Genomic DNA, 26,324 nt, shown 5'->3' with positions numbered 1-26,324 from the left:
TTGGATGTTGTGACAGATTCCACGTCAGGAAATGCCACGAGGCTGTCACATTCGGCCCCGCTATCCGGTCGACCACTGCCTATGCTCTCGCCCGCCCTGTCGCAGGAGGTCCCATGTCGTCGTTCGGATACCAGCTCGCCACGTCCGTGCTCGTGGTGGGAGCCGGTGGGGAAGGCCTTCGAGCAGCCGTCGAAGTCGCCGAGTCCGGTGTCGCGGTGATCGCGGTGGATCGACGTATGACCGACGATGTCCACACCGTCATGGCGCCGGAAGGTTTCGAGAGGGCAACCGCCACCATCGGCAGCGACCCGGGAGAACGGCGTTCAGCCGGTTCGTTGCGGGAGAGCCTCTTGCCGGCCGACCCACGCACCGCGCGGATCGTGGCCCGCTACACACAGCGGGAGTTCCACACCATGGCACGCTCCGGTACGCGTCCCGACCACCGGGATCACGGTGGCCCCACCCGGCGCCGGTTCGGTGACCCCACCTCCCGCCGCATCGCGTCCGCCGGCGAGTACACCGGCCCGGAGGTGCGGCGTGCGCTTCGCGAACACGCGAAGCAGCTCGGTGTTCCCATCCTGTCGAGTGTGTACGTCACCCGTCTGCTGGTGGACGACGGGACGGTGTTCGGCGCCCACGGATTCGACCTCGTCGACGGCTCGCGCTACCTCGTGCACGCCGACTCCGTGATCCTCGCGACCGGAGGGCACACGCGCACCTGGAGACGTACGTCCTCGGCTCGCCACGAGAACACCGGCGACGCCTTCCGCCTCGCGGTCGAGGCCGGCGCCCGGTTGCAAAACCCCGAGCTGGTGCACTTCCACCCCTTCGGGCTGATCGGGCCCGAGCACGCGGCCGGCGTGCTCGTCGGTGAGGAGGTACACGGCGAGGGCGGGGTCCTGCTCAACAACCTCGGCGAGCGGTTCATGGCGCGCTACGACACCGAGCGATCGGACCTCGGCAGCCGGGACAGGATCGCTCTGGCATCCCACATGGAGATCAAAGAGGGCCGCGGAACCCGGGCGGGCGGCGTGTGGCTCGACCTGTCCCACCTACAGCGTGAGACGATCCTGACGCGGCTGCCGCGGGTGTACCAGGCCCTGTTGGACCTGCAGATGCTCGACATCACCCAGGACCCGATCGAGGTCGCGCCGACCGCCCAGTACTCCTTGGGCGGTGTCCGGGTTCGGCCCGAGGACCACCGCACCGATGTCACGGGGCTCTACGCGATCGGGGAGGCGGCCGGTGCCCTGCACGCTGTGCACCGGCCGGCGCAGAACTCCCTCGTCGAACGACTCGTCCACGGCCGACTCGCCGGCCGGGCCGCGGCGGAGTACTCGGCCAGGCTCACCGCCCACTATCGGTCGCCGGCGGCGGTTCGGGCCGCGGAGACCGACGTGAACCGGCTCCTGGCCACCGGCGACGACGAGAACGTCCGCGCGCTGTCCCGCGCGGTGCGCCACCTGATGACGGAGTTCGCCGGTGTCGTGCGGGACGAGAGCGGGCTCGCCGCCGGGCTCGCCGAACTGGACGAGATCGAGGGTCGTATGGGGAACGCGGGAGTGCACGTCGATATCGGCGGCTTCCAGGACCTCGCGTACGCCTACGACCTCAGGTCCGCCGTCCTCGCCGCTCGCGCGACACTCGAGTGCGCGTTGGAGCGGCGGGAAACACGGGGCTGTCACAACCGGTCGGACCACCCCGATAAGCACCCGGATCCGAGCGTCGACCTGGTGTGGTCCTCGACGACCGGAGTGCGCCGCGAACCCGTCCCGCCATCCCCACCGACATCGCCGAGTTGATGCACGAGGGGCGCCGTACTCGCCCGCCGAATGCCGGAGTCGCACCCCACGGTCTCCCGTAATTGCGCGCACGCCTGACATGTCACACTTCCCGCGCCTGACCTGTCTGAACAGAGGACGATCAGGGGGCGCGTTTCGGCGACGAACGCCGGGGACGGACGGGTATTCACTTGCCAACGGAAAGCCTTGACATGACCAGCGTATTCTCGGCGCCGGGCGCGCACGACTCCCATCGACACAGGGCGGACGTCCGGGGAGATGCGGCAACGAAAGGGAATTCACGTTTCCGTGACCTCACCGTGCTCCTGATTTCGGAAGATGAGGAAGAGGCCTTCCATATACGCCTTTTGCTGCCGGTTCCAGTCGTTCGGTCAATGGTGTGGTACAGGAACGCCGGTGAAGCGGGGCCGTTCCTCGCCGTGTGCCGCGGGCCGATGTGTGTTTTGGTGGGTCGTTCCTCTTCCGGGGCGAGACCGGCCGAGACCGCCCGCCGCCTGCGCCGATCGGCCCCGCACGCGGCTCTGGTCGTTCTCGCCGACGCCGCATCGGCCGCGGCGATCGGACCGAGTGAGGGCGCTGCGCACGCCTACGTGGACGGAAGATGCGCCGACCCGGAAAAGCTGTGCGGTGTCATTCGGCGCGCTCTGCGGAGAAGGCACATGGAGACGGCCACGGCCACAAGGGAAGCCAATGCGCTGATCGTTCGCGACTCGCTCACACTGGAGCGGGGTCTGCTTCCCGTGCCGGCTCTCCGAGGGAATGATTTCTCCGTGGTCTCACGATATGAGCCGGGGCGCGCTCACGCGCTGTTGAGCGGCGACTTCTATGATGTGGTGCAAATCGAGGATTCCAGCGTACATGTCATCCTCGGTGATGTCTCAGGGCATGGAGCGGCCGAAGCCGCCCTGGCGGTGCAGTTGCGTGTGGCGTGGCGGACCGCCCTTCTCTGCGGAAAGACACAGCTCGAGCAACTGAGGCTTCTCGAAAGAATCCTGATCGGTGAAAGACCGGACGGCGACACCTATGCCACCGTCATGTCCTTGGTGTTTCCCTCCGGGGGCACCGCCGTGAGGGCAGTCAGCGCCGGACACTCCGGTTTTCTCCTTCGGCGGGCGGGGCAGTTGCGATGGGTGGAGCCACGAACAGGCACGGCGCTGGGGCTCTTTCCCGGGCAGGCGGACTGGTCGGAGACCGAGCTGGAACTTCTTCCGCTGGACCGTGTGGTCGTCTTCACCGATGGCCTGTTCGAGGGGAGGACGGAACCTTCCGCACGGCTCGGTGAGGACGGACTCCTGCGCCTGGCGACCCACTACTCCCATCTGCCGTCCCAGGAGTTCGTCGATGCCCTGGTGGGCGGCGTCGCCTCGATGGCGGCTCCCTTCGGAGGGCTGGCGGACGACGTGGCCGTTCTCCATCTGGGCTGGAACCCGCCCACGTCACCGTCGCGGCGCTGAGAGCGGGCCGGCCTCGTCCGTACTGCCCTGGAAATCCCAGACGTTGAAGCCCATGCGGGCGCCAAGCGGATACCGGCCGAGAGGATTTCCCCCGCCGGAGACTCTTTGGTGCAGAAGGCGTCCGGAGCCCTGCGCGCCATGGGCATTCCCGCCGCGTGACCGTCGACGGTGATTGCGGGAGGCCCCGCAGGAGCAGGTCCCCGCGCTCGGGTGACGGCCCCCGGCGGTGCGGTGAGCATCGCACAGTGGCGGAGCGCCGCCGGAGCTTTCGCAGGCGAACAAGACCTGACCGCGCAGCAACACGGCCCGGGCGAGCCGGTGCCCGTCCGCAAGACCGCGCACATGGGTTGAGCGGCGCGGTCTCCGCCCTTTCGGACGCCGGCCGTCCGCGTGCCGCCCATGTCGAGTTCGCCGGTTCGGGCTGCGCCGTCGGACGCCGCCGGCAGCGCTTGCGAGGTGTCGCGGCACCGGTCCACCCCCCGGTTACCCCGGGGGATGGCCCGTGAGTGACCAGGGGGTGGACCAGGCATTCCCCGGGGTGCCACGGAGGGGGCGATGGACGACGGTGAACACAGCCGGATCGGCGGACGTCGTGGCCGATCGGCCCGGGGGCTCGAGCCCATTGCCCCGGGGACCGGTTGCCCGATGTCCCTTGGCCGCGCGAGTCATCGCACCCATACCCGCAGGAACGGAGACAACAGGCTCATGCATTCGGAGTTCTCCCCCACGGAAGGCACGCTGGACGAGGCCGTTGCCGTGTTTGTGGAGCTGCGCCCACGCCTGTTCGGTATCGCGTACCGGATGCTGGGCAGTACGGCCGAGGCGGAGGACGTGGTCCAAGAGGTGTGGCTGCGGTGGCAGCGGGCCGATCGTTCGGTGGTGGTCAGCCCCGCGGCGTTCCTGTCCAGCGCCACCACCCGCCTGGCCATCAACGTGGCCCGGTCCGCCCGGGTCCGCCGTGAGACCTACATCGGCCCCTGGCTCCCCGAACCCGTCGACACCGCAAGCGACCCCGCGGCCGGCGCCGAACGGGCCGAAGCGCTCGAACTCGCCCTGCTCCTCGTCCTGGAGAAACTGGCCCCCACCGAACGGGCCGTGTACGTCCTGCGGGAGGCATTCGATTACACCTATACGGACATCGCGGACATGCTCCGGCTCAGCTCCGTCAACGTACGAAAGATCGTGAGCCGGGCCCGCAGGCACCTGCTCGAGGAACAGCGCGAGAACGTCGACGCCGCCGAGCACCGACACCTGTTCGAAGCCTTCGTCTCAGCGGCCCGGACGGGCGACGTCGCCTCCCTGGAAGCACTCCTCACCCCCGCCGGCGTCGGCCCGCTCCCTGCTTCGATCGCGCGGTCATCCGTCTCCGGCAGCCGACGCCGAGGTGACACCCGTGCAGGCGGTCCGACAGCCGAAAATGGTTTCGGCGGATCCGGATCTGTCACATCCGCACGGGGTGCCCGGTCTTATCTGTCGTCCGGGTGACGACGAGGTCCCCGGGAAACAGGGAGGATCCGGCATGAAGATCGTGGTCATCGGTGGTACCGGCCTGATCGGTTCGAAGGTCGTCGGCAAGTTGGGCGAGCACGGGCACGAAGCGGTCGCGGCGGCGCCGAACACCGGAGTGAACACCCTCACCGGCGAGGGGTTGGCCGAGGTGATGAAGGGCGCGGACGCCGTCGTCGACGTGTCCAACTCGCCGTCGTTCGAAGACGCCGCGGTGTTGGACTTCTTCACCACCTCCACCCGCAACCTGTTGGCCGCCGAGGAGGAGGCGGGAGTGGGGCACCACGTGGTGCTGTCGGTGGTGGGCAGCGACCGCCGACCCGACATCGGCTACTTCCGCGCGAAGATCGCCCAGGAGCAACTCGTCAAGGAATCTCCCATCCCGTTCTCGATCGTGCACGCGACGCAGTTCTACGAGTTCGGCCGGCGCATCGCGGACGAGGCGACGACGGGCAACGAGGTGCACATCGCGCCGGTCGCCTTCCAACCGGTCGCCGGCGACGACGTCGCGCAGTTGGTGGGCCGGACCGCAGTGGGCACACCGAGCAACGCGATGGTCGAGATCGCCGGGCCGACGCGGTACCGGATGGACGAGTTCTTCCGGAGGGCCCTGGCTGCGTGGGGCGACCCGCGTGAGGTGGTCACCGACTCGCAGGCGCACTACTTCGGCGCGGTACCCGACGAACTCACGCTCGTTCCGGTCGACGGCGCCATCCTCGCCGAGATCACCTACAAGGACTGGCTGAAGCAGGCCACCGTCTAGCACGTGGTACGCCCCAATGGCACCTCGGCCGATACGGCGCGCCGCCTGCCCGCCGTATCGGCCGGTTCCCCCCCTCGGAGCCGAGGAGGGGCCATGACCGCATAAAAAACGGCGGCCGTGTCCGGCGACATCGCGGGCGGGCCGCGGTCGCCGCAAAGTAGTCGGGCGAGCCGCCGCTCGGATTCTCGGTCCGACGATCCCCCGCGCGGACGGAAGACGGACGCCACTGCCGTCCGGGCCGATCGACGCCGCCCGCCGCCGTGGCGACACCGCCTACGCGTTGGTGGCCGACCGGAACGAGATCTTCACCCGCCTGTTCGCGTCCGGCAGGCGTCCATACAGCTGATTCAAGCGATCGGCGAACCGGTCGCAACGCGAGACGACGACCAGATTCCACCCGTGGAGGCGAAACATGACCACCGTCACCGGCGACGACGAAGACGACAAGTTCGACGTGGGAATGCAGATGGCACTCGGTGGCCTGATCGGCGCTCTCTTCGACGGCGGGGAGGCAGCGTGCGACCGGATCTCCGCCGAGCCGTCCGCACCGATGGAAACCGACCCGACGACCGGCGAAACGAGGAACTTGTGAACCACCCGGTGCGGCAACACCCCGACGATGTCTCCGCCACGCCGCAGATCGCCACACTGGACGATCTGCACGAACACCTGCAGTGGGCAATCGAGTTGGAGCACGCAACCCTGCCCCCGTACCTGTGCGCGCTGTACTCGCTGGAGCAGGAGCGAAACCCCGATGCCGTTCGGGCGGTGACCGGTGTCTTCGTCGAAGAGATGCTGCACCTGGCATTGGCCGCGAACCTGCTCAACGCGGTGGGCGGTCGGCCGGAACTGGACACACCGCGCATGTTGCAGCCGCACCCGCGACGGTTGCCGCACGGCGACCCATCACTGGAACTGTCATTGCTTCCGTTCGGGCGCGAGGCGCTCGACCAGTTCCTCCGACTGGAGCAGCCCGCGCCGCCGGACGCGCCGGCACAGTCGGATCGATATGCGACGATCGGTCAGTTCTATGCCGCGATCGAGGAAGGACTGCGCGAACTGTGCGCCCGGCTCGGCGAAGAGGAGGTCTTCCGCGGCGACAGCGCCCGTCAGGTGCGGGACTGCCATTTCCGGTACACCGCCGGCCGATTGGTCGAAGTCACCGATCTGACATCGGCGTTGGCTGCCCTGGAAGAGATCGTCGACCAGGGCGAGGGCCTGCTGCGCGGCCGAGTATGGGACGGTGACCGAGACGTTCACCACCTCGAGCGCGAACAAGTGGCGCACTACTACCGCTTCCAGGAGCTCAGGGTCGGCCGCCGCTACCGACGCGGCGACACGCCACGGTCCGGACCGACCGGCGAACCGCTGCGCGTGGATCCCCAAGGCATACGCCGGATGCGGCGCAACCCGCGTCTCGACGACCACCTGCCGGGCAGCCCGATCCGTGAGGCGCAGGACGGGTTCAACCGCACGTACTGCACCCTCCTGCATCAACTTGAGGAGACGTTCAACGGCAGCCCGCAGATGCTCCCGGCCGCCACGGGCACCATGTACCGTCTGCGGACGCAAGCCGAGGCCCTGATGGCGATGCCCGACGGGTCGGACACGACGGCCGGCCCGACGTTCGACTACGTCCCGCCCGAACTGCGCGCCTGAATCCCGAGCCCCACGAAGCCGTGGTCCCGGACCGAGGGTCGACAAGGTGCACCCCGGCGTGGCGGCGCCCATAGGGGCGCGGGCCGCCGAATCTCGATCCGGTCCTCCACCTCGATCACCTCTTCTTCCTGACTCCCCAGGAGCCGGACCGATCACAAGCTCACGAGGAGGGTCACTATTCATCCACCGAAAGCGGAGCACGATCCACACGTTGCCGTTACCCGTCATTCGCCGGTCGCGGGCCGGGCGCCGGTGTTGCGCCGGCCGGCGCCCGGCCGCGACCCGCCCGGCGACCCCGGGGGTGGGCCGATCGGGGCCGTCGCACATGGAAGCGACAGGGCACACACCCGCCAGAGGGCCACCCGCTGTCACTTCGGTGCGGTCAGCGTCTCGCGTGTGAGCTTGGCGTGCCGGCCAATGCCGTTCCGGGGTTGGCAATTGCCATGTCCGGGGCGGGAGTTCATATCGTGTTTGCTTGCCTGGGTGCCCCGGGATTGACTTAATGGGTACGGGAGCGGCGCGGAGCAGAACCGGCCCGGTGAGCACTTCCTGCCCTACGCGTGAGAGTCCGCCAGGGTCCATCGGGAACCCACCGCCGCCGCCCCGTTCCTCGATCCATCGAACCGCGCGAACGTACCGAACGTATCCATGCGAGCGGACAGCGAGGGTATCGAATGAAGATCAAGTCAGCCGCACTGGTCACCGCGGTCGTCGTCGGCCTCGGCTTACCCGTCGGCACCGGCGTCGCCGACGCCGCGCCCACGGCGGAATCCTTACGGACGCAGATGGCCCGGGTGCTCGCCGAGCACCCCGGGGGAGTGCAGACCGGCACGGACACCGTCTCCTGGCAGAACGGCGCCGTCACCTTGAAGCTCGCCGGCCTGCGCGGCGTCGCCGACTGCGGCTACAACCAGTTCTGTCTGTGGGAGCACAGCGGCTTCGGCGGGCGCATGCTCGCCTGGAACGCGATCCCGGCGATCTGCTCGGGCCTGATCATCAACCTGACCGACTACGGCTTCAACGACCAGGCATCGGCCTGGGCGGACAACTCCCCGTCGAGGTTCGTCGACGTCTGGAACGACTATGGCGCCGGCGGCGGCCGCATCTGGAGGATGTTGCCGGGCGCGAGTTCGTCCAACGTGCAGTCGAACGACGCGGCGTCCAGTCTGGACTGCTACTGACGATCCACCCGTCGGTTGCGATGCGACGGACACCATGGAGTCCGTGAGTCCGTGAGTCCGTGGGCCCGCCCGCCGCTCCGAGCAGCGGGCGGGCCGCTGGGCCCACCCGGATCAGCAGGCGTCGAGGATCGACGTGAGGGCGTTGTTCTCTGCGAGGCCGTCGTCGCCGTTGCGACCCTCAGCCCACCCGAAGATCGACCGCCACCCTGTCCGAGCAGGGAAATCCCACCGAAGGCACTGTGACCGGAAGCGGAACGCATCGTTCGCCGCAGCCGCGGAAGTGCGGTGGAGCCTTACGCCTCGAGCCACGACTGCGCAACTCGCGCCCAGGCAAGCCCCGTTCTGCCCCCGAGTCGTGGAGCGGTGTCGGTGCCCTGCGACATGGTGCCGCGCATGATCAACGACTTGGATGCCATCGCCTGGTCGTCGATGGGCCACGCCTAAGGTCCGGCCGACGACGTCCCGGTATGGCTGCGGGCAATGACCTCACCCGACCCCGAGACCCGCACCAGAGCACTCGACGACTTCTACGGCGCGGCCCACCACCAGGGCGACGTGTACCCGTGTACCGCAGCAAGCCTTCCGTTCCTGTTCGACATGGCCGACGATCCCACAACGCCCGACCGCGCCGCGCTGATGCGCGAACACGCCGATGCCTTCGTCGCCTACGCCGCGGACCCCGATATCCGGGTACGGAGCGCGGCGATCGAGGCACTCGGTCTCTTCCGCGCTATTGACGGCCCTGGACGACGACGTGGACGCCTGGCGCGCCGAACAGGTCGCCGGACATCTGCGCGGGGCCGCCGACGACCTGGTGCCGCGGTTGTCCCGCCGCCTCGCCGGCATCGACCCCGCGCGGCAGCGGTCCGCCATGAGTGCGCGTGCCATCGTCTGCGCCCTCACCGAACTGGGCGACCCGGCGGCCGTCGACGCGATCACCGACTTCACCGGCGCCGCGGTCCGCCACGAGCAGTGGAGCACCGTGGCCGCGGCCCTGACGGCGCTCGCGTCCTTCGACACCGACGCCGCGCCGGCTTCGGCGATGCTTCGCCCCCTGGCCGACGCACCGGACGTGAATGTGCGCGCGGCCGCGACCGCCGCCCTGTGGGCGATCGAACGCGACCCGGCCGACGTCGTGCCACGCCTGGAGCGGCTTCTCGACAGCCATCGAAGCCACGACACGATCGACGTCCTCGGCCGGATCGGTGCGCCCGCGAGGGCCGTACTGCCGCGTCTGCGAGCCATGGCCCACGACGGACACGAGTGGACCCGCGTCCACGCCGCGGCGGCGCTGTGGGATATCGCAGGCGAGGCCGAAGCCGACCTCGTCGTACACAGCCTGTCGGCGGCCTGGGAGAGGAACGACGCGACCTCGAACCACGTCCTGGCGTGCCTGAACCGGATGGGATCGGCCGCCGCCCCGGCGCTGCCCCGCATCCGGGCGGAACTCGCGCTGTCCCGCCGCAGCGGCCGCTACCGGAACCTCACCTGCGACGAAGAACTACAGCGCATGTGCCGCGGTCGCCGCGCCGCCGATCGCCAACAGCGCGATGCCGCCCTGCGTGATCAGCGAATGGGCGGCGGCATCGCGCAACTCCCGGCGTTGGTCCTCGAACCACCGCTCGACGTCGGTATCCGGCGTCATGGGCCCCTGTGCCGCAAGGGTGTGGGCCGGATCCGGCGCAAGGGTCGTCTCGCCCTTGCCCGGCACGGAGACGAGCACACGGGAACCCTCCGGCCCGACCTTGGCGATCACCCTCGCGCCCCGCCGGTCGAGCTGCTGGGTGAACAGGGTGTACGTGAGGGTCAGCAGCAGTACGCCGGCCACCAGGAACATCACGCCGTAGATCACCGTGAGCCGGGTGCGCAGCCCCATCCGGCGCGGCAGGACCGCGAAGTGCCCCGGGTCCCTTGGCCGTTCGGGGCGCCCGCGGCGGGCGCCACGGGCCCCGCCGTCGGTCGGTCGCGGTGTCCGGCGCGCCGTCGGCGCGCAGGAGTTCGACCAGGACGGCGAACTCCTTACGTGAGAGCGGCACATAGCGTCCATTGCGGTACACCTCGCGTCGGGCCGCATCCAACGTGATGCCGGCGCGGCGCAACACCGGCGGCATGGCCGCTCGGGATCGTCGCCCCAACGCCAGTACCCTCGCCGCGAGTTCGGCGAACGCGAAGGGCTTGGTCAGGTAGTCGTCGGCGCCCAGGCCCAGCCCGGCGACCCGGTCGACGATCCCGGCGGCGGCCGTGAGCATCAGCGCACGCGCACCGGCGAATCGGAGGCCACCACGGCGCGGCACACATCGTCGCCCGGTACGGCCGGCAGGTCCCGGTCCAGAACCACCACGTCGTAGCCGTTGACGCTCAGGCATTCCAGTGCCCGCTCGCCGTCGTAGGCCACGTCCACCGCGTGGGCCTCCTCGCGCAACCACTCCGTGATCGCGTCGGCGAGCATCGGCTCGTCCTCGACCACCAATACCCGCATGTGTGTCGTCCTTCCCCCACGGCTCGCGCGCGTCGATGCTCGCGGACGGGCCGTTTCCGCGGCGTAAGGAGCACCGCCATCCGTCGACACCCGGGCGCGAAGCGGGTACGGAAACGCGCGCAAGAACGGAGTCTCGACGGAGGACCCGTTGCCCGCCCAGGGCGTGACCATGAAGCTGGACGGCAGCGTGCCGAAGCAGACGGTGACCAAGGCCGAAGAGGCCGACCTCACCCTCGCGCCGCGCACCTCGGCGTCGCGCAACGTCGCGGCCGGCCTGCCCCGCCGTGTGCGCATACGCGATGGTGGCGAGCATCGCGCCGATGGAAACGGTGTCCTCGGTCGGCCGGATCGGCGACGCCAAGGTGTACCGCACCGATCGCATCCCGGCCGCCGAGACCAACGGCATCGGGGCGTACGCCGCGCGGCCCGACCTGCTCACGGCGATCGGCGCCACGGTGCGCAGCGGTACCTGGCTCAACGCCGCCACCGAGCGGCACCCGGCCTTCGACGCCGTCCCCTCCGCAGCGGAAACGCCGACGAAACGCCTCCTCGTGTTGATCGTGCACAGCAGCATCGGTCGCGGTGACAGCCACAGCACGGCGGAAGTGCCGCACCGTCACCGGGAATACCCAACATCCCGCACATCGCAGATTACGCATCCCTCGTCATCCCAGGAGTCCGACATGTCTTTTCGAAAGGTCGGCCAAGGTCTCGACCGCCGAGCGTTCCTGCAGCGAGCGGGTGCGGCCGCGGCGGTGGGCGCGGCCCTTCCTCTGCTCGGTTCCGCGCCCTCCGCGCTCGCTGCCGCGGCCGACCCGGATCAGCTCTTTCGGCAAGGCCGGTTCGCCGATGCCGAGCGGGGCTACCGATGCCTTCTGCGCGACGATCCGGGCAACGCGAACGCGCACGCCCGGATCGGCTACATCGCACTGCTGTCCAACCGGTTCCGCACCGCCGAGAGGCACCTGTCCGAGGCCCTCGCCCTGGCACCCGACGACGTCTCCTCCACCCAGCGCCTTGCGGAGTGCTTCGTACGACAGGACCAACTCTCGCGCGCCGTCCCGGTGATGCGCCGCACCGGCCGGCCGCGTGATGAAGCGTTTGCCGAGGCCTACTCCCGGATCGATGGCACCCCATGGCAGATCTCCGGCGCCCGCGACACCCGCGTGCCGTTCCACACCCTGGACCCGGTGCCGTCGGTCGAGGCGAGGGTCAACGGCGGAGAGCCGCAGAAGTTCTATCTCGACACCTACGGCACGCTCGACCTGTCGACGGAGGCGGCGCACACGGCCGGACTGCGGGCACTGGCCACTTGGGAAGGCGGAGTCGTGGACGGCCACCCCGTCGTGATTCACGTGGGCGTCCTGGACTCCTTCAAAATCGGGGAGATCGAGATCCGCAACATCCCGGTGCAGTGGAACGACACACCACGCCCACCGCTCCCCGACGGGTCCCAGGCGGCGGGCGTGTTCGGTACGACGATCTTCTACCACTTCCTGACCACGATGGACTACGCGCACCGGGCGCTGCTCCTGCGACGACGCACGGTCGCCCGTCCTTCGCCCGACGAACTCGCCCGGTTGCCGCTGTGGCTGGCCGGTGACCACTTCCCGTGCACACTGGGCAGCCTCGGGCAGCGCGAACCCAGGATGGTGACAGTGGATACCGGCGGCATCGCCAGTGCTGTGGATACCACGGTGTCCATCGCCGAGCGGTACGGGCTCACCGTGGACCACGCCCATCCCAGGGAGCGGTTCGGGATCAAGTTCTATCCGATCACCGCCGACCGGATCAGTCTCGGCGGTGCGGTCCGACACAACGTCCAAGGCATGGGCGCGGAGAAGGTCTTTCCCGGATTTCCCGGCCCTGGACAGTCGGCGCAATTCGGTTTCGACCTGATCGCCGACTTCACCCACGAGTTCTTCAAGCCGTACGCGGTCAGCTTCGACTACGCGGGCATGAAACTCTCCATCACCCAGGGCTGAGACCCCCTCCGATGCGCGGCGGCAGCGCTATATGGGCCATCCACGCACCGCCACCCCGACGGTGCTGCTCGAATCCAATGACGTTCCCAGCCGGCCGAATGCGTGCCGACCGCCGCGACGACTGGCAAGCCCGGCAGCCCGACCCACGACCCACGACCCACGACCCACAGACTGTTCAATGCGCGACGACAGTGAGGCACGAATGACCGAATGGCAGGAACTCCGCGGCGGCGTGAACATCGTGCGCCGCCACGGTGACGTCGTCCACCGGCCGGCATCCCCGGCGACGCCGGCGATCCACCGGCTGCTACGCCACATCCACGACCAGGGCTTCCACGGCGTACCGGAGCCACGGGGCTTCGACGCCGACGGCAACGAGATGCTCACCTTCCTCGACGGCGAGGTACACAACGCGCTCACCCCGGACCTCAGAAGCCCCGAACTCCTCACCTCCGCGGCCACATTGCTGCGCGACCTCCACGACGCGAGCGCCACGTTCCGGCCGGACCCCGCCGACCCCTGGCTGTTCCCGGTCCGGCAGCCGGCCGAGGTCATGTGCCACGGCGACGCCGCCCAGTACAACTGCGTGGTGAAGGACGGCGTGGCAGTCGGTTTCATCGACTTCGATGCCGCGCACCCGGGGCCACGCGTCTGGGACGTCGCCTACACCGTGTACCGGTTCGCGCCACTGCAGGCGCCGGACAACCCGGAGAGCTTCGGCACACCGCACGAGCAGGGACACCGGGTCGCCGCCTTCTGCCGCGCGTACGGGCCGGGCGTGGGCGCCGAGGTCATCGACACCGTCCCCGACCGTCTGCAAGCCCTGATCGACTTCATGCGCGACCAGGCCGCGCAGGGCAACGAGGCGTTCCGGCAACACATCGCGGACGGCCACGCCGACCTCTACGAGGCGGACATCCGCCATGTCCGCGCCCATCGCGACATCCTGCGCACCGCCTTCGAGGCGGGATAACCGTGCCCCCACCGGCTTCAGCCGGGCCAGGTGCCGGTCAGACGCCGGGTGGTTGCCGCTCCGGCTCGGTCGACGGCGGGCTTGACGACGGCGAAGATTGCGCCTTGCAAGCCCGCGGCAAGCAGAACCTGGGCCCAGGTGCGGTCCTCGTCGGTGGCATCGGGGGCGTCGTCGTCACCGGTGATCATCTTCCACGACTGCTTGAAGACCACGCCGGCAATCATGCCGGCGGCGGCACCGAGCACCAGGCCGACCGGCTTGTACGCGACGTTGGACGCCTTCACCGGCGCCTCCGGCCTCGGCGCACCAGCAGCACGAGGGCCAGTGCCACGGTTGCCGCTGCGATCAGCGGGGTGCGGTTGGCCTTTGCCGTGGTCGCGGCCATGTGCGCCTTCTCGCGGACCGGGTCGGGGGTCGTGTCGGCGGCGAGCTGTCCGGCTCGGGCCACACTGTCGCGGAGGTGGGTGGCGGTATGGGCCGCCTTGTCGAGAACCGGGTCGGGCGTCTTGTCCTTGACCGACTCGGTGGCCTCCGCCGCCTTGTCCCGGAGTCGGTCGCCGACGTGGGCGGCCTTCTCGGCGGTTTGCTCCTCGATAACGGCCGCCTTGGCCTTGACCTGGGCCTTGACGTCGGCCTTGGCCGCCAGTGCCTCCACCGTACGGCCGAGTTCGTCGCGGGTGTCCTCGATCTTTTCGCGCAACTGCTCGCGTGTGGGCGCGGATTCCTTGTCCCGGGGCTGGTGGGTCATCGGTGTGCCTTCTCCTTGATTACGGCGACGTCGGCCCTGAAGCTGTCGATGGTCTGTTCGGGTGCGGGAATCCCGGCCCTGGCGATCTGCTTCTTCCCGGCGGCGGCCATTCCCGCGGCGACGGCCGCCAACAGGGCAGCGGTGATCAGGGCCGAAGCCCACACCGGCACAAGCAGGGCCAAGGCTGCGACCACGGTGACGACGAGGGCTTGCGCGGCCAGGACGCCGACCAGGCCGGCGCCGCCGAACAGGCCACCGCCGACCCCGAAGCGTTTGCCCTTTTGAGTCATCTCCGCCCGGGCAAGCTGCATTTCTTCGCGGACCAACTCGGAAATCTGCTGCGACGCTCGTGAGACGAGATTGCCCATCGACTCCTGGGAATTGCCGCGGCTCGGCTGTCCAACGGTGCTCATGGAATCCTCACTTTCCTCCCCGCGCTCGTTGCGGCTCTTCGGCGCGACTGCGGCCAACGACCTCGCTCCCGGGTGATCGGGCTTACGGGCGCGGCTACCCCACAACCCGCAGGTCACTCGCCGACCACGGCTCCCATCGCGGGGCCGCGTACATCGTCGGCACAAAATCCACACGGTCTTCCGGGCGGACCGATCCAACGCGAGCGTCATGCGCGCTCGCACCCGCGGGACCCTGTCCGCGGCGGTCATCCTTCGCCACGGCGCCCCGGCAAGGAACGCCCTACGGGCCCTGAACCATCGATGATTCGTCGGTTCGCCGGCGGGTCAGTGTTTCGGGCAGGCCGGGTCGTCCACGAGCACCGCGTTCGCGGGGATGATCACCACGTCCTCGTCGATCGACACCGATCCCTTGGTCGTGGTGTAGGCACGCTTGCCGGGCCCGACGCACTTGGTGGCGAGGTTGCCGAACCCGTCGGGGAAGTTGAACACTTCCGCAGGGCTGTTCTCGCCCCGGTCACCGAACACCGGGGCGTCCGCCTTGCCGCGCTCGTCGTAGTACTCCTGCGAACACCCGGCGACGGCGCCCAGGACCAGGAACACCGACACGATCGGCGCCCATCGCATCGTGTGCGATGGGCGCAGCGGGTTCGTCCGTCGCGTCGCATTCACCCCGCGCACGCCGCGTCCGGGACGACCTGCACGTTGGAGGGGCCGCTCGCGTTCGTGGTCACGTAGGCGCGGAATCCGTGGCCGACGCACTTGGTGGCGAGGTTCCCGAAGCCGTCGGGGAAGTTGAACACCTGGGCCGGAGTGTCGTCGCCACGCTGGTTCGCGACCGGCGAGTCGCCCTTGCCGCGCTCGTCGTCGTCCCCGGCACACCCCGCCAACAGCAACACACCCGCCAGCGCGCACGGTACGACCCTCCACCCGAGTCCTGCCACGACGCTCCCTCCCTCGCACCACACGTCCGTGAGATCAACATCCCAGCCGGCACGGCCGCGACGCGACGGGGACTTCCCCACGCACCACCCGCGACCCGGCGTCATCGAGCCGACCGGCGTGGGGACGCGATCTCAGCGGAAGGCACCCCCATTGGCGGCGAGGAACGCGGCGAAGGTCCGGGGTGCGCGGCCGGTCAGATGCTCGAACTCGGGCGTGGTCGCGGCCAGCGAGCCGGTGCCCACGTCGGCCCACAGGTGGGCGACGTCGTCGGCGAACCGCCGGGGTACGCCCTGGGCTTCGAGCCTGGCCGCCATGTCCTCGGCTCCCAGGGCGACGACACCGACGGGTCTGCCGAGGGGACCCTCGAGCCGGCCCGCGACCTCGCGCATGGTGAGTGCTTCCGGACCGGTCAGGACGAAGGTTTCGCCCGCGCCGCGTGGTTCGGTGAGCAGTACGGCCGCGCTCGCGGCGATGTCGTGGCAGTCGATGTAGGAGACGGGCGCATCGACCGCCGGGGCGATGAGGTTCCCGTCGTCGTTGAACGTGCCCGCGCCGGTGAGGAAGTTCTGCATGAAGCCGCTCGGGTGCAGAAGCGACCATTCGACACCGGACGCCTTCAAGTGCCGCTCGATCTCCCAGTGCGCCCCCTGCGCGAGCCTGCCGCCCTGGTGGGCATGCCACACGGAGACTTTGACGATTCGCCGTACACCGGCGTGGCCGGCCGCGTCGATGACGGTCTTCTGCTGCCCGACCATGGGCTGCGGGCGGTCGTCGGCGGTGGGGACCGCGCCCGCGCCGTTGAGCAGAATCCGATCGATACCGACGACTGCCGCCGAGATCGATTCGGGGTCGTCGAAGTCGCCGACAACGTACGGGCAGCGGAGGGCGCGGCCCTGATCGGCGTTGCGCACGAGGGCCTTGAACGGCGCCCCGAGTTCGTCGAGCCGCCGGACGAGGTGCCTGCCGATGGATCCGGTTGCCCCGGTGACCAAGATCATGGGAAGCCCCTTCGGCTAAGATGAGGAGTCCTCGGAATATTAATCCGAGGACCCCTCAACTTGTCTAGGGGTCATGCATGAGCGGTACGGGAACGCGTCGGCCGCGCGCCGACGCACGACGCAATCGGGAACGCATCCTCGCGGCGGCCGACCAGGCGTTCCGTGAGCAGGGCACCGGCGCGTCGTTGGAGGGCATCGCCCGGCAGGCCGGCGTAGCGATCGGAACGCTGTACGGGCATTTCCCGAACCGGGGCGCGCTGTCCGCGGCACTGCTGCGCGAACAGCACGCCGCCCTGTTCGCATTCGGCGACGAACTGCCCGCACAGGAAACGGCGTTGGCGGCCCTGACGGCGTGGATAGGCGCGGTCTCGGTGCACGCCGCGGCATACCGGGGGCTGGCGACGCTGCTGATGGAGGGCTTCGCCGACGAGGCGTCCGAGCTGCACGACGCGTGCGCACACCTGGCGGCGACGACCGAACGCCTGCTGTCGACCTCACGCGAAGCGGGAGCGGTCCGGGACGATGTCACCGCGGGGGACGTGCACGCGCTGACGAACGCCGCAGCATGGCTGCGCGAGCAGGTGCCGCCCGAGCAAGCCGATCACTTGACGGCCCTGCTGATCCGCGGCCTGCGCGCGGGTGACGACGCGACGCGCTGAACGTGTTGCGGAACCCGACGACGTTCGAGGCGGCGACCTCTACGAGAGCGTGACGAGTTCGTACGTGCTTTTCGCGGCCAACCACAGGCCCAGCAGCAGCGACAACACGACGATCGCCTGGTCCTGGTGTGTATTGAGGGCCGTGCGCAACCGCTCGAGCTCGATGTGTGCCCGCGTCGGCGCGAACGTGGCGTACAACTCCATCCCGAACAAAGTGGCCGAGGCGAGCAGGAAGTAGCTCATCAGGGCCACGAACGTGGCGGCCGAGGAAAGGTCCGCGTTCATCACGGTGGCCCCACCCGCGGCGACCATCGCCCACGGCTGGAGCAGGACGGCGAGGCCGGCCGCGGTCCAAGCGGAAACACGATCCAGCCGTGCCATCCACCTCGGTTCTCCCCGGGAACGGGTGGCGCCTCGGCGTCGTTTGTGTTCGCCGTAGACCACCAGCGCGATGCCCATGGTCAGCTTGACCACGAGACCCGCCGTGGAGGGCGCGCTGTGTCTCGTCGGCGGAACGCCCCCGGTCAACAGCAACACCCCCGCGACCACCACGACGAGTTCCACGAGCCAGGTCAGGGTGAACACAAGCCCTTTCAACAACCCTTTGTCTGCGGACAGCAACAGGATGAACGCGGAGTTGTGCATCGGTCCCAGGGTGATGGCCGTTCCGATGAGGACGAGATCAAGGACCATGGTTGCTGTCCTCATGTGGGTGAATGCGGATCGGGGTCGTGCGAGCGCGTGTCACCGCACTCGGTACCACCCGTCGGGTCCCGCTACACAACATTTCGGTGCCGGTGCCCGCCATCCGGCTGACGTTGCGGCGCGGCGGATCGGGGCTTTTGTCGGGCGCTGGAACCATGTGGTCATGACAGCCGCGATGGACAGGCCGGTGCGTCCCCCAGGGACACGCCTGGTGCTGGTCCCGCTGGTCCTGGGGCAATTCCTGATGGCCCTGGACAGTTCGGTCATGAACGTGTCGATCGCGACGGTGGCCGAGGACGTGGGCACGACGGTGACCGGCATCCAGGGCGCGATCACGGCCTACACGCTCGTGATGGCGATGCTCATGATTCCGGGGGGCAAGGTCGGCGGGCTCATCGGTCGTCGGCGTGGGTTCATGATCGGTTGTGGCATCTACGGGTGCGGTTCGCTGACCACCGCGCTGGCCCCGAACCTGCCGGTGTTGCTGCTCGGTTGGGCGGTGTTGGAAGGAGTCGGTGCGGCGCTCATCCTGCCCGCGATCGTGGCATTGGTGGCGGGAAACTTCCCGGCGGAGCGTCGCCCTTCCGCATACGGGCTCGTTGCCGCCGCGGGGGCGGTGGCGATCGCCGCGGGTCCGCTGATCGGCGGCGTGGCGACTACGTACTTCTCGTGGCGCTGGGTCTTCGCCGGCGAAGTCCTGCTCGTGGCGGTGATCCTGGTACTCGCGGCTCGGGTCGCCGACGCTCCCGTCACAGCGCGAGAGCGCCTGGACGTCGTCGGCGCCGTGTTGTCCGCCAGTGGGCTCGGGCTCTTCGTGTTCGGAGTGCTCAAGTCGGCCGAGTGGGGGTGGTTTCGACCCAAACCCGAAGCGCCCGCCTGGTTGGGGGTGTCGCTGGTCGTCTGGCTGATGTTGTCCGGAATGGCCCTCGTCAGGCTCTTCCTCTCCTGGGAGACCCGCCTGTCGGCCCGGGGTGGGGATCCGCTCGTGGACCCGACGATGCTGCGCAATCGGCAACTCACCGGCGGCCTGACGATGTTCTTCTTCCAGTACCTCGTGCAGATGGGCGTGTTCTTCATCGTTCCGCTCTACCTGTCGATCGCGTTGGGCCTGTCGGCGTTGGCGACCGGCGCCCGCATCCTGCCGCTCTCGCTCACGCTGCTGGCGGCCGCGATCCTGATCCCGCGGTTCCTGCCGGACGTCTCGCCGCGGCGCGTGGTGCGACTGGGAATCCTCGCGCTGCTCGCGGGGGCGGTGGCCATGATGGCCGCGCTGGACGCGGACGCGGGCCCCGAGATCGTCACCGTGCCCCTGCTGTTGATCGGACTCGGTATGGGCGCGTTGGCGTCGCAGCTCGGCTCGGTCACGGTATCCGCGGTCCCCGACGAGCGGAGCGCGGAGGTCGGCGGCGTGCAGAACGCGGTCACCAACCTCGGTGCCTCGATCGGGACGGCGCTCGCGGGATCGCTCCTGATCGCCGCCATGACCTCGTCGTTCCTGAGCGCCATCGAACATAATCCGGCGATTCCGGCATCCGTCGCGAGCCACGCGACCGTGGAACTCGAAGGCGGCGTCCCCTTCCTGTCGGACGAGCAGCTCACCTCCGCCCTCGACAAAGCCGGCACGAGCACGGAGGTGAAACATGCGGCCATCGAGGCAAACGACGCGGCCAGACTCGACGGCCTGCGGGCCGCACTCGCCGTCCTCGCCCTCTGCGCCCTCCTCGCCCTGTTCTTCACCGGACGCATCCCCACGACCCAACCCGGCTCGGCCCGGAAGTAGCGACGGCGGACGAACGCGAACCCAAGGACGTGTTCATCCGGTGTCGGACGTCCGATCGCGCGATCTCAGGCCAGGATCTTGGCCTTGGCTCGTTCGTATTCCTCGACGGTGATGTCACCGTCGTTCCTGAGCTGGGCGATGCGGGCCAGTTCGTCGGACGTGCCAGGCGTGGCGGCCGCCTCCCGCACATATGAGCGGAACTCCTGCTGCTGCTGCTCGACCCTGCGTCGGTCGCGTTCGCCCATGCCGCGCCCCCGCGCGATGAAGTACACGAAGACGCCGAGGTACGGCAGCACCACGCACAGAACCAGCCAGCCCGCCTTGCCCCATCCGCTGAGCGAGTCATCGCGGATGATGTCCCCGAATACGTGGAAGAGGAGCATGATCCAGAGGATCCACAAGAAGAACCAGAGCATGGTCCAGAACGCGTTGAGAAGTGGGTAGTCCATGATCGATCTCCTTCGATCAATCCCGACGGCAGCCGCGGGGCCGTCCGGGACGGCGGAGCCGCCGCCCACCTCACCGTTGCGGGTGGGGCCGGGAGCACCGGGACCGTGGCCTCTCCATACGGGAGGCACGACGCCCGCGCGGAACCTATGCGCGCCGCGATCGGCGACCACCACCCACCGGCACGGCGGCGGATATCGGTGGGACACGCCGCCGGATGTCACCTCGGAGCCGCGCCTTCCTCGGCGTGTCGGCAACGGGCCAGGGGTGCTGCACCCGATGTCCGCACCGTCACGGTGGTCCGACCTCCAGTTTACGGCGGGACCTCACCCGATCGCCTCATCCGGCGCGCACCGACGAGTTGCCCGACGGGCCGTCACACGCATGATCGGACCGGCTCCGGGGCGAGGGGATCACGGCACACCGCCACCGACCGGACCCGGCCGCCCGTTTTGGGCGTGAGTCCGCGAGAGCGTCGTTCGTCCCGTCGCGGCCAACAGCGCGATGATCGCGAGCAGGGCGAGAAGTACGGCCACGAGCAGCAGGATCGTCAACGCGGTCGGGCGATTCCACAGGGCGAACCACAGGGCGATGACGAGGAGCGCGCCGACGGCCAGCCACCGCCGGTGGGCGGCCACCCAGGTGCCCGTCCTTCCCGTGTGCAGCCCGTGTGTGTCGGCCCACCGCGCCACGGAGTCGGCCGCGCGCTCCATCGAACCGCGCACGGCCCGCGGAAGACGGCCCGTCCCGGACAGGTAGGCGCCGAGGGCGACGACCAGACCCAGGACGATCCCGGTGCGGACGCTGTTCTTCAAAAAGCGCAGCAGCGTGTCGAAGATCGCCGAGGCGGCGGCGGGGGACTGTACCTGGGCGGGCAGGTGATCCAGATAGAAGCGCCGCGCGATCACCAGGGCGATGGCCACGACCAGGCAGCCGAAGGCGACACCCAGGGCGGTGGTGACCAGGGCCCGGCGACGACGCCGGGCCAGGAACACCCCGATCGCGCCGAGCAGAACGGCGATGATGGGCAACCAGTTGCCGAGCACGTCGAGCGCGTGCGCCGCGTTCTGGAACTTCCGCAGTTTGTCGGACTGGACGAGCACCATCTGCTTGTCGACGTCGGGAATCTTGTCCGCGGGGCTGACCCCGGCGTTCACGAGGTCTTGCTTGACCGTGTCCACCGCGGCGCCGACATCCAGGGTGACGGTGCCCTCGTTGACCCCGACCGCGCCCCGGCCCTTGCCGGTGAGCGCGTGGTCGAGCGCCGAATGGGCGGCCCGGTTGGCGTTCTTCCAGACCGTCTCGAATCTGTCGCTCTGGGTGAAGCGGGTCGCCGCCTTGTGGGCGGCCTGGGTCGCGGCGTCGTCCAACTGCGGTGCCAGTGACTTCACGGCGTTGCCCACTCGAGGTGGCAACCCCTGGGACTCCAACCAGGCCGCGAGGTCCGCGGTGACCTCTTTGCCGTCGACCCGAACGTCGACCGCCTTGGTGATCCTGTCGGCCGCGGCGGATTCGATCGCGGGGTTCGACGCGAGCGGGGCGACCGTCTCGACGTACCTGTCGGTGTCCAGCACGATGTCGTGCACCCACACGGTGATCAGTGAAAGTGGCACCAGGACGCAGGTGAGTGTGATCAACACGGCCGAAACAATGCTCATCACGATTCGCCCCGCACGCGAGCCCCGATGATGGACCGGCGTGCGGACGACCCGGGCAGACCCGGTGTTGGGCGGCTCCGACGGCGTGCTCATACCACTCTCCGAGCGACGGTGGAAGGATTGCCATACGAGTCGAATATGCGCAAAGCATGTGGGATCGCGCACGTTGAGTTACGCCTACCGGCGGTCGAAGCCAAGCTTTCGGGCAGGATTCGCCTGTTGAGGTGTCTTCCGCGCGGGACGGGGGATCGGGCGGTTCTCGGGCGGTCCGAATCCTGTTCCGCCCGACGTTCGTGTCGAGCGAGTCAGGAGCCGAGGATCGCGGCCTTTTGGGCCTCGAACTCGCTTTCACTGAGTACGCCTTGTTGCTTCAGCTCGCCCAACTCCTTGAGCTGGGCGAGCTTGCTGCTCATGTCGTCCGCCGGTGCGGATGGTGCGGGTTCGGCGGCGTAGGCGGGTCCGGGTGCGGGTTGCTGCGGTTCCTGTTGGGCCCAGCGACCGGCCTGGCGCCGGGAGACTCGGTTGGAGACCGCGGTGGCGGTTCCGGCGACGACGGCGGTCCGGGCGATGCCGCGAAGAAGCCCTGGCATGATCTGTCTCCTCTGCTGGTGCGGGAACGGCGTTCGTGGAAAGTGACTCAGGCCGAGCTCTCGGCGGCGTCGAGCGATGCCAGAATCTCCTGGACCGGGATACGTCCATTGGCGACGAGCCGGGCTCCGCCACGTCGCAGGGCCGCTGCGAGCGGGCCCGCCCACACGTTCTCGTAGACGAGGACGGCCGCCGCGTTGCCGGGCTCCAGTACCTTGCTTGCGTCGTCGATCTCGTCCTGACCGAGCAGTCCCGACGAGGCCCCCTCGAAGACGGCGAGGTCGAGATTGTCGTCGCCGGTCAGGTCGGCGAGTTCGACCCCTTGGACCGATCCGTCCGCGCTCTTGCGGACGAAGAGCAGATCCAGCACCCGGATGATGCCACGGTCGACCAGATCGACCAGGAGAGGCAGCCCCTCGCCGGTCATCCGACTCCCGGGAAACTCGATCACCAAATAGTCGATCGGGCCGGGCTCGTAGGGTTCGTCACTCATGTCGGCTCCTTGTCCGCTCGGGTCGTCGACGTGTGCATTCACGGTGTGCCATGGCGCCGGGGCCGACAGTGACCGTCGCCTTCGTCATTTCAGCAGCGGACGGCCGGCGACGCATCTCGGCTCGCGATCGACTCCCCGGTCCGGGGTGACCCCCCGGCCGCTCCGGAGCCGCACGCAAGAATCGAGAGGTCGGTGCTCCACGCGGAGGACATCGTCACCTCGCGGGGCCATCCAGGCGTACGTCCGACTGTGCAGAAAGACCACGAACGGCGACACCGCCGGCAACGGAGTCCCCTCGGGTGCGGTCAGTGGCCCAACGCCGCCTTCGCGGCAACGATGATCAGCCCGAGGAGGAGGTTCACGGCCCCCTCGGCGACCACCTGCATACGACCGGCCCCGGCGGCGACGGCACCGAGGGAAGCCCAGACGACCTGTTGCGCCACGGCGATACCGAGGGCAAGCCACGCGGTGGCGCCGAGGCCGAGGCCCAGGAGAGGGCTCCCGGCCACAACCGCGGCGGGGAGCACGGCTGCTTCGACGATGGACCGCTCGTGGCGCGCGACGCGGCGCACCTCGACGAAGTCGGGTCGTTGACCGTGGAGCCGTTCGCCGGCCAGGCGCGCGTAGACGTGGGCGGCCCAGAAAACAAGACCGGTGACAATGAGCAGGAGGCTCAGCTGCAGTCGTGGATAGTCGCCCAGGGTCCCGGCGGTGGCCACCACGGAGGCCGCGAGCAGGGATCCGTACACGGCACCGGCATAGTCGGTCCGGTTCGTGCGCGTCGCGCCCGAGCCTCGCGACCTCTCGGACGGTTCGTGGGAGCGGGCCATGGCTTCACAGTAAAAGCCGAAAGCGAACCCCGCCTGTCACCCCCGCGGCCGAACCGTGATCGCGAGGCCGGTTGCTGCGTGATCATCCGTACGGGCCACGCCCCGACCGAGCACGCTCCAACACCACCCGAAGCAGACCCGGCCCCGGCCCGCTCCCGAGCGTGCCCGGCGGTGACACGAGCCGCTTCGGTGTCCCGACCACCTTGCGAACCCGGCCGGAGCTGCGCTTGCCCCACGACTTCGGCCGGATCGGCGGCGCCCCCGTCGAGACCGCACCGATTGCCACCGCCTCGCCCGGACCCGAGCCGGAGCCGAACAAGCCGACAAAGGTGTACGGATGGACGCGCACAGCACGATGGTGTTGTGGCACCTTTACCGGGAACGGCCGGAAGCCCCGGGAAGACCGACCGTCATTCAGTCGCCGTCTTCGGCGATCACCACGTCGCCCGTCTCCCCGCGAATGTTCACACCGTCCTCGCCGACGCTTGCCCACCCGGCCACGCAGCTGCCGTGATTGTCGAAAAAGCGCATAGACCGGGTCCGGCCCGCTGGATCGAAGGTCCCGATTGTCTGACCTCGAGGTGCGCCGCATACGTGCGCACGTCCACGCGGCGAATGAGATGTGCTCGCCCGCCGGCCACTCATAGAGGGCGACAACCGCGCCGACTCACCCCGCACCACAGGCGGTCCGCCGGGCATACACGAAGAGACGACCGGCGATGCCCGGGTATCAACGCGATGTCCTCGGACGTCAGAAGGTGGCCTCCTGCGGCTCCCGGTCCGGGTTACCGGGGTTGGCGCCGTCCCATTCCGCCAGGGGGGCGCAGTGCCAGCGCCAATTGGTTTGGTGGGGGCTTCGGGGGAGGTTGCAGCGGCCGTTGGCCCAGAGCAAGGTCTGCCAGGGGTCGGGGTGTTCCGGGGCCCAGGGGAAGAGGCGTTCCAGCGTGGCGTGGGCGAGGTCGGTGGGTGGGGTGAATTCCTGGTCCAGGCCGCGTAGTGCGTCGTGGGTGTGGACGAGGATCTCGTCGCAGGCCATGGCGGCGAAGCCGGAGGCGTCGGCGAGTCCGTAGGGGTGGAAGCCGCGGGCGTCGGCAGGGGTGGTGTCGACGACGCGGGCCAGGACGTCGGCGAAGGTTTTCAGGGTGCGTGTGAGGTCGGTGGGCGGGGTGTCGGGGCGGACGGTGAGGTCCATGGTGCTCAGCTCCCGGGTACCGCCGGCGAGGTCGGTGGCGTACCACAGGAGGGTGTCGCTCACGTGCGCGACGGTCTGCGCAACGGTCCAGGTCATGTCCGGGATCGGCCGGTCCCAGACGTGTTGCGTGTGCGCGTCGAGGGCGGCCCGGCAGGTCGCGGCAGCGGCCGAGAGCATCTTCGCATCCATGGCGTGATTATGTCGACACGCTGCGCACCCGGTGTGCGGAGGCGAGTCGGGCGTTCTGGCCGGGGGCGGTCAGGAAGTGGATGGCGCGGTGTATTTGGCCGGTGTCATCTTCACGGTTTCGAACAGGCGGGCCAACTCGGTGCTCGCCGCCTGGGATTCGGGGTGGCCCGAGTGGTCGTTCCAGCGCATGGCGCATGCCTTTGCCGACGAGGTGGGGCATGGACCCGTGGACGTCCATGCTCGCGTGCCGCCAGTCGTAACCCTGGCCGAAGGCGCGCAGTTCCGCCGCCCGGGCGTGGATCGGCGATCGGTGGTTGTACCACCACGGTTCGGCGCGGAAGAAGGTCGGCGCGGCGGTGTTGAGGAAGTCGATGGTCTCTCGGACGGTGTCCGCGTTCTCGCCCGGGAAGCCGACGACGAAGGACGCGAACGTGATGATTCCGTGGGCCTCGAGTTGTTCGATGCCGTGGCGGTACTGCGCAGATTGCGCGGACTTGGGCCGGTCCGGGGGCCGACAATCCCCGGACCGGATCGGCCGGACGGCTCATGGCCGCAGGGGCCGTTTTGCCGTCCACGTCGCAGGGCGCCGTCGACAGCCGGCCGGCCGAACCGCAGTTGCCGGTACCACGCATCATCGACCTGCCTGTGGTCCCGGCGGACTTCGGCAGTCCCTGCGCGGACTTCGGTAGTCCGTGCACGGATCCGGGCAGTCCCCGTACGGCCGTCGGCAGTCCCCGTACGGGCTCCGGCAGAGCGGAGTCGCGGGCGGTCGAGCGGTTCCACGGCCGCCCGTTCGTCGGCCGCCCGTTCGCCGCCCGCCTGCGCGGCCTCCGTCGATGTCTGCGCCCGTGACGACGAGGGTCTGCCCGGCCGCTCCGAA

General features: G+C 69.2%; 26 protein-coding genes and 1 pseudogene. 11 read left to right on the top strand and 16 right to left on the bottom strand.

Features of this window, described 5'->3' with window-relative positions:
• The first annotated feature begins 113 nt into the window (after positions 1–113).
• From ACWGR4_RS41790 to ACWGR4_RS41760, 7 genes are all read left to right on the top strand, one after another.
• Entirely contained in the window at positions 114–1,802 is a 1,689-nt protein-coding gene (locus ACWGR4_RS41790) for an FAD-binding protein (protein ID WP_452130566.1), read from the top strand.
• 191 nt (positions 1,803–1,993) lie between these two features.
• Entirely contained in the window at positions 1,994–3,256 is a 1,263-nt protein-coding gene (locus ACWGR4_RS41785; protein ID WP_452130565.1) for a PP2C family protein-serine/threonine phosphatase, read from the top strand.
• Between the two features lie 705 nt (positions 3,257–3,961).
• Positions 3,962–4,741: a sigma-70 family RNA polymerase sigma factor gene (locus ACWGR4_RS41780; protein WP_452130564.1), complete on the top strand. Its 780-nt coding sequence runs from the start codon at positions 3,962–3,964 to the stop codon at positions 4,739–4,741.
• 34 nt (positions 4,742–4,775) lie between these two features.
• On the top strand, positions 4,776–5,525 hold the full coding sequence (locus ACWGR4_RS41775) for an SDR family oxidoreductase (protein WP_452130563.1): 750 nt from the start codon (positions 4,776–4,778) through the stop codon (positions 5,523–5,525).
• 412 nt (positions 5,526–5,937) lie between these two features.
• Positions 5,938–6,117 (top strand): hypothetical protein, encoded by a 180-nt coding sequence (locus ACWGR4_RS41770; RefSeq protein ID WP_452130562.1) that lies wholly within the window; start codon positions 5,938–5,940, stop codon positions 6,115–6,117.
• Positions 6,114–7,184, top strand: a complete 1,071-nt coding sequence (locus tag ACWGR4_RS41765; RefSeq protein WP_452130561.1) for a ferritin-like domain-containing protein — start codon at positions 6,114–6,116, stop codon at positions 7,182–7,184. The genes ACWGR4_RS41770 and ACWGR4_RS41765 overlap by 4 nt, the downstream gene beginning before the upstream one ends.
• A 674-nt stretch (positions 7,185–7,858) precedes the next feature.
• Positions 7,859–8,365, top strand: coding sequence for a peptidase inhibitor family I36 protein (locus ACWGR4_RS41760; RefSeq protein ID WP_452129789.1), 507 nt, complete (start codon positions 7,859–7,861; stop codon positions 8,363–8,365).
• Positions 8,366–9,095: 730 nt separating this feature from the next.
• On the opposite strand, the gene ACWGR4_RS41755 is transcribed toward ACWGR4_RS41760, so the two are convergent.
• From ACWGR4_RS41755 to ACWGR4_RS41745, 3 genes and pseudogenes are all read right to left on the bottom strand, one after another.
• Positions 9,096–9,701 carry a hypothetical protein gene (locus ACWGR4_RS41755; RefSeq protein ID WP_452129790.1) on the bottom strand — a complete coding sequence of 202 codons (606 nt, stop codon included), beginning with the start codon at positions 9,699–9,701 and terminating at the stop codon, positions 9,096–9,098.
• Positions 9,702–9,866: 165 nt separating this feature from the next.
• Positions 9,867–10,241: a hypothetical protein gene (locus tag ACWGR4_RS41750; RefSeq protein WP_452129838.1), complete on the bottom strand. Its 375-nt coding sequence runs from the start codon at positions 10,239–10,241 to the stop codon at positions 9,867–9,869.
• A 40-nt stretch (positions 10,242–10,281) separates the two neighbouring features.
• Positions 10,282–10,844, bottom strand: a pseudogene (locus ACWGR4_RS41745) (response regulator transcription factor); the annotation flags it as partial.
• A gap of 320 nt (positions 10,845–11,164) precedes the next feature.
• On the opposite strand from ACWGR4_RS41745, the gene ACWGR4_RS41740 reads away from it, so the two are divergent.
• Together ACWGR4_RS41740 and ACWGR4_RS41735 are read left to right on the top strand one after the other, a co-directional pair.
• Positions 11,165–12,829, top strand: a complete 1,665-nt coding sequence (locus tag ACWGR4_RS41740; RefSeq protein ID WP_452129791.1) for an aspartyl protease family protein — start codon at positions 11,165–11,167, stop codon at positions 12,827–12,829.
• A gap of 202 nt (positions 12,830–13,031) precedes the next feature.
• Positions 13,032–13,802, top strand: a complete 771-nt coding sequence (locus ACWGR4_RS41735) for a phosphotransferase (RefSeq protein ID WP_452129792.1) — start codon at positions 13,032–13,034, stop codon at positions 13,800–13,802.
• Positions 13,803–13,819: 17 nt separating this feature from the next.
• Here ACWGR4_RS41735 and ACWGR4_RS41730 read toward each other — a convergent pair whose 3' ends face one another.
• From ACWGR4_RS41730 to ACWGR4_RS41705, 6 genes are all read right to left on the bottom strand, one after another.
• The gene (locus tag ACWGR4_RS41730; protein ID WP_452129793.1) at positions 13,820–14,086 is read right to left on the bottom strand and encodes a DUF4235 domain-containing protein; all 267 of its coding nucleotides are present in this window, start codon (positions 14,084–14,086) and stop codon (positions 13,820–13,822) included.
• Entirely contained in the window at positions 14,083–14,550 is a 468-nt protein-coding gene (locus tag ACWGR4_RS41725) for a DUF3618 domain-containing protein (protein WP_452129794.1), read from the bottom strand. The genes ACWGR4_RS41730 and ACWGR4_RS41725 overlap by 4 nt, the downstream gene beginning before the upstream one ends.
• On the bottom strand, positions 14,547–14,963 hold the full coding sequence (locus ACWGR4_RS41720) for a phage holin family protein (protein ID WP_452129836.1): 417 nt from the start codon (positions 14,961–14,963) through the stop codon (positions 14,547–14,549). Before ACWGR4_RS41720 ends, ACWGR4_RS41725 begins: the two co-directional genes overlap by 4 nt.
• A 324-nt stretch (positions 14,964–15,287) precedes the next feature.
• Positions 15,288–15,587, bottom strand: a complete 300-nt coding sequence (locus ACWGR4_RS41715) for a hypothetical protein (RefSeq protein WP_452129795.1) — start codon at positions 15,585–15,587, stop codon at positions 15,288–15,290.
• Between the two features lie 41 nt (positions 15,588–15,628).
• A complete protein-coding gene (locus ACWGR4_RS41710) occupies positions 15,629–15,904 on the bottom strand; it encodes a hypothetical protein (RefSeq protein ID WP_380001942.1) in 276 nt (91 codons plus the stop codon).
• Positions 15,905–16,036: 132 nt separating this feature from the next.
• Entirely contained in the window at positions 16,037–16,903 is an 867-nt protein-coding gene (locus tag ACWGR4_RS41705) for an NmrA family NAD(P)-binding protein (RefSeq protein ID WP_452129796.1), read from the bottom strand.
• A 77-nt stretch (positions 16,904–16,980) separates the two neighbouring features.
• Here ACWGR4_RS41705 and ACWGR4_RS41700 point away from each other — a divergent pair, with 77 nt between their 5' ends.
• A complete protein-coding gene (locus ACWGR4_RS41700; protein ID WP_380001946.1) occupies positions 16,981–17,562 on the top strand; it encodes a TetR/AcrR family transcriptional regulator in 582 nt (193 codons plus the stop codon).
• A gap of 39 nt (positions 17,563–17,601) precedes the next feature.
• Here the strand turns inward: ACWGR4_RS41700 and ACWGR4_RS41695 are convergent, their stop codons facing one another.
• On the bottom strand, positions 17,602–18,255 hold the full coding sequence (locus tag ACWGR4_RS41695) for a GAP family protein (RefSeq protein WP_452129797.1): 654 nt from the start codon (positions 18,253–18,255) through the stop codon (positions 17,602–17,604).
• A gap of 175 nt (positions 18,256–18,430) precedes the next feature.
• Between ACWGR4_RS41695 and ACWGR4_RS41690 the strand changes: the two genes are divergently transcribed.
• A complete protein-coding gene (locus tag ACWGR4_RS41690) occupies positions 18,431–20,047 on the top strand; it encodes an MFS transporter (RefSeq protein WP_452129798.1) in 1,617 nt (538 codons plus the stop codon).
• 65 nt (positions 20,048–20,112) lie between these two features.
• On the opposite strand, the gene ACWGR4_RS41685 is transcribed toward ACWGR4_RS41690, so the two are convergent.
• The 6 genes from ACWGR4_RS41685 to ACWGR4_RS41660 form a co-directional block, all read right to left on the bottom strand.
• On the bottom strand, positions 20,113–20,496 hold the full coding sequence (locus tag ACWGR4_RS41685; protein ID WP_380001952.1) for an SHOCT domain-containing protein: 384 nt from the start codon (positions 20,494–20,496) through the stop codon (positions 20,113–20,115).
• 411 nt (positions 20,497–20,907) lie between these two features.
• Positions 20,908–22,152 carry a hypothetical protein gene (locus ACWGR4_RS41680; RefSeq protein ID WP_452129799.1) on the bottom strand — a complete coding sequence of 415 codons (1,245 nt, stop codon included), beginning with the start codon at positions 22,150–22,152 and terminating at the stop codon, positions 20,908–20,910.
• 305 nt (positions 22,153–22,457) lie between these two features.
• Entirely contained in the window at positions 22,458–22,742 is a 285-nt protein-coding gene (locus tag ACWGR4_RS41675; RefSeq protein WP_380001956.1) for an SHOCT domain-containing protein, read from the bottom strand.
• 47 nt (positions 22,743–22,789) lie between these two features.
• Entirely contained in the window at positions 22,790–23,233 is a 444-nt protein-coding gene (locus ACWGR4_RS41670) for a DUF6325 family protein (protein ID WP_380001958.1), read from the bottom strand.
• Between the two features lie 305 nt (positions 23,234–23,538).
• A complete protein-coding gene (locus ACWGR4_RS41665; RefSeq protein ID WP_452129800.1) occupies positions 23,539–23,982 on the bottom strand; it encodes a hypothetical protein in 444 nt (147 codons plus the stop codon).
• A gap of 832 nt (positions 23,983–24,814) precedes the next feature.
• Positions 24,815–25,444 (bottom strand): maleylpyruvate isomerase N-terminal domain-containing protein, encoded by a 630-nt coding sequence (locus ACWGR4_RS41660; RefSeq protein WP_452129801.1) that lies wholly within the window; start codon positions 25,442–25,444, stop codon positions 24,815–24,817.
• Positions 25,445–26,324: the final 880 nt, after the last annotated feature.

This window comes from Embleya sp. NPDC055664, from assembly GCF_053618075.1.
Note: the sequence above shows the minus strand (reverse complement) of the source record. Positions and strands in the feature narration are given on the sequence as shown.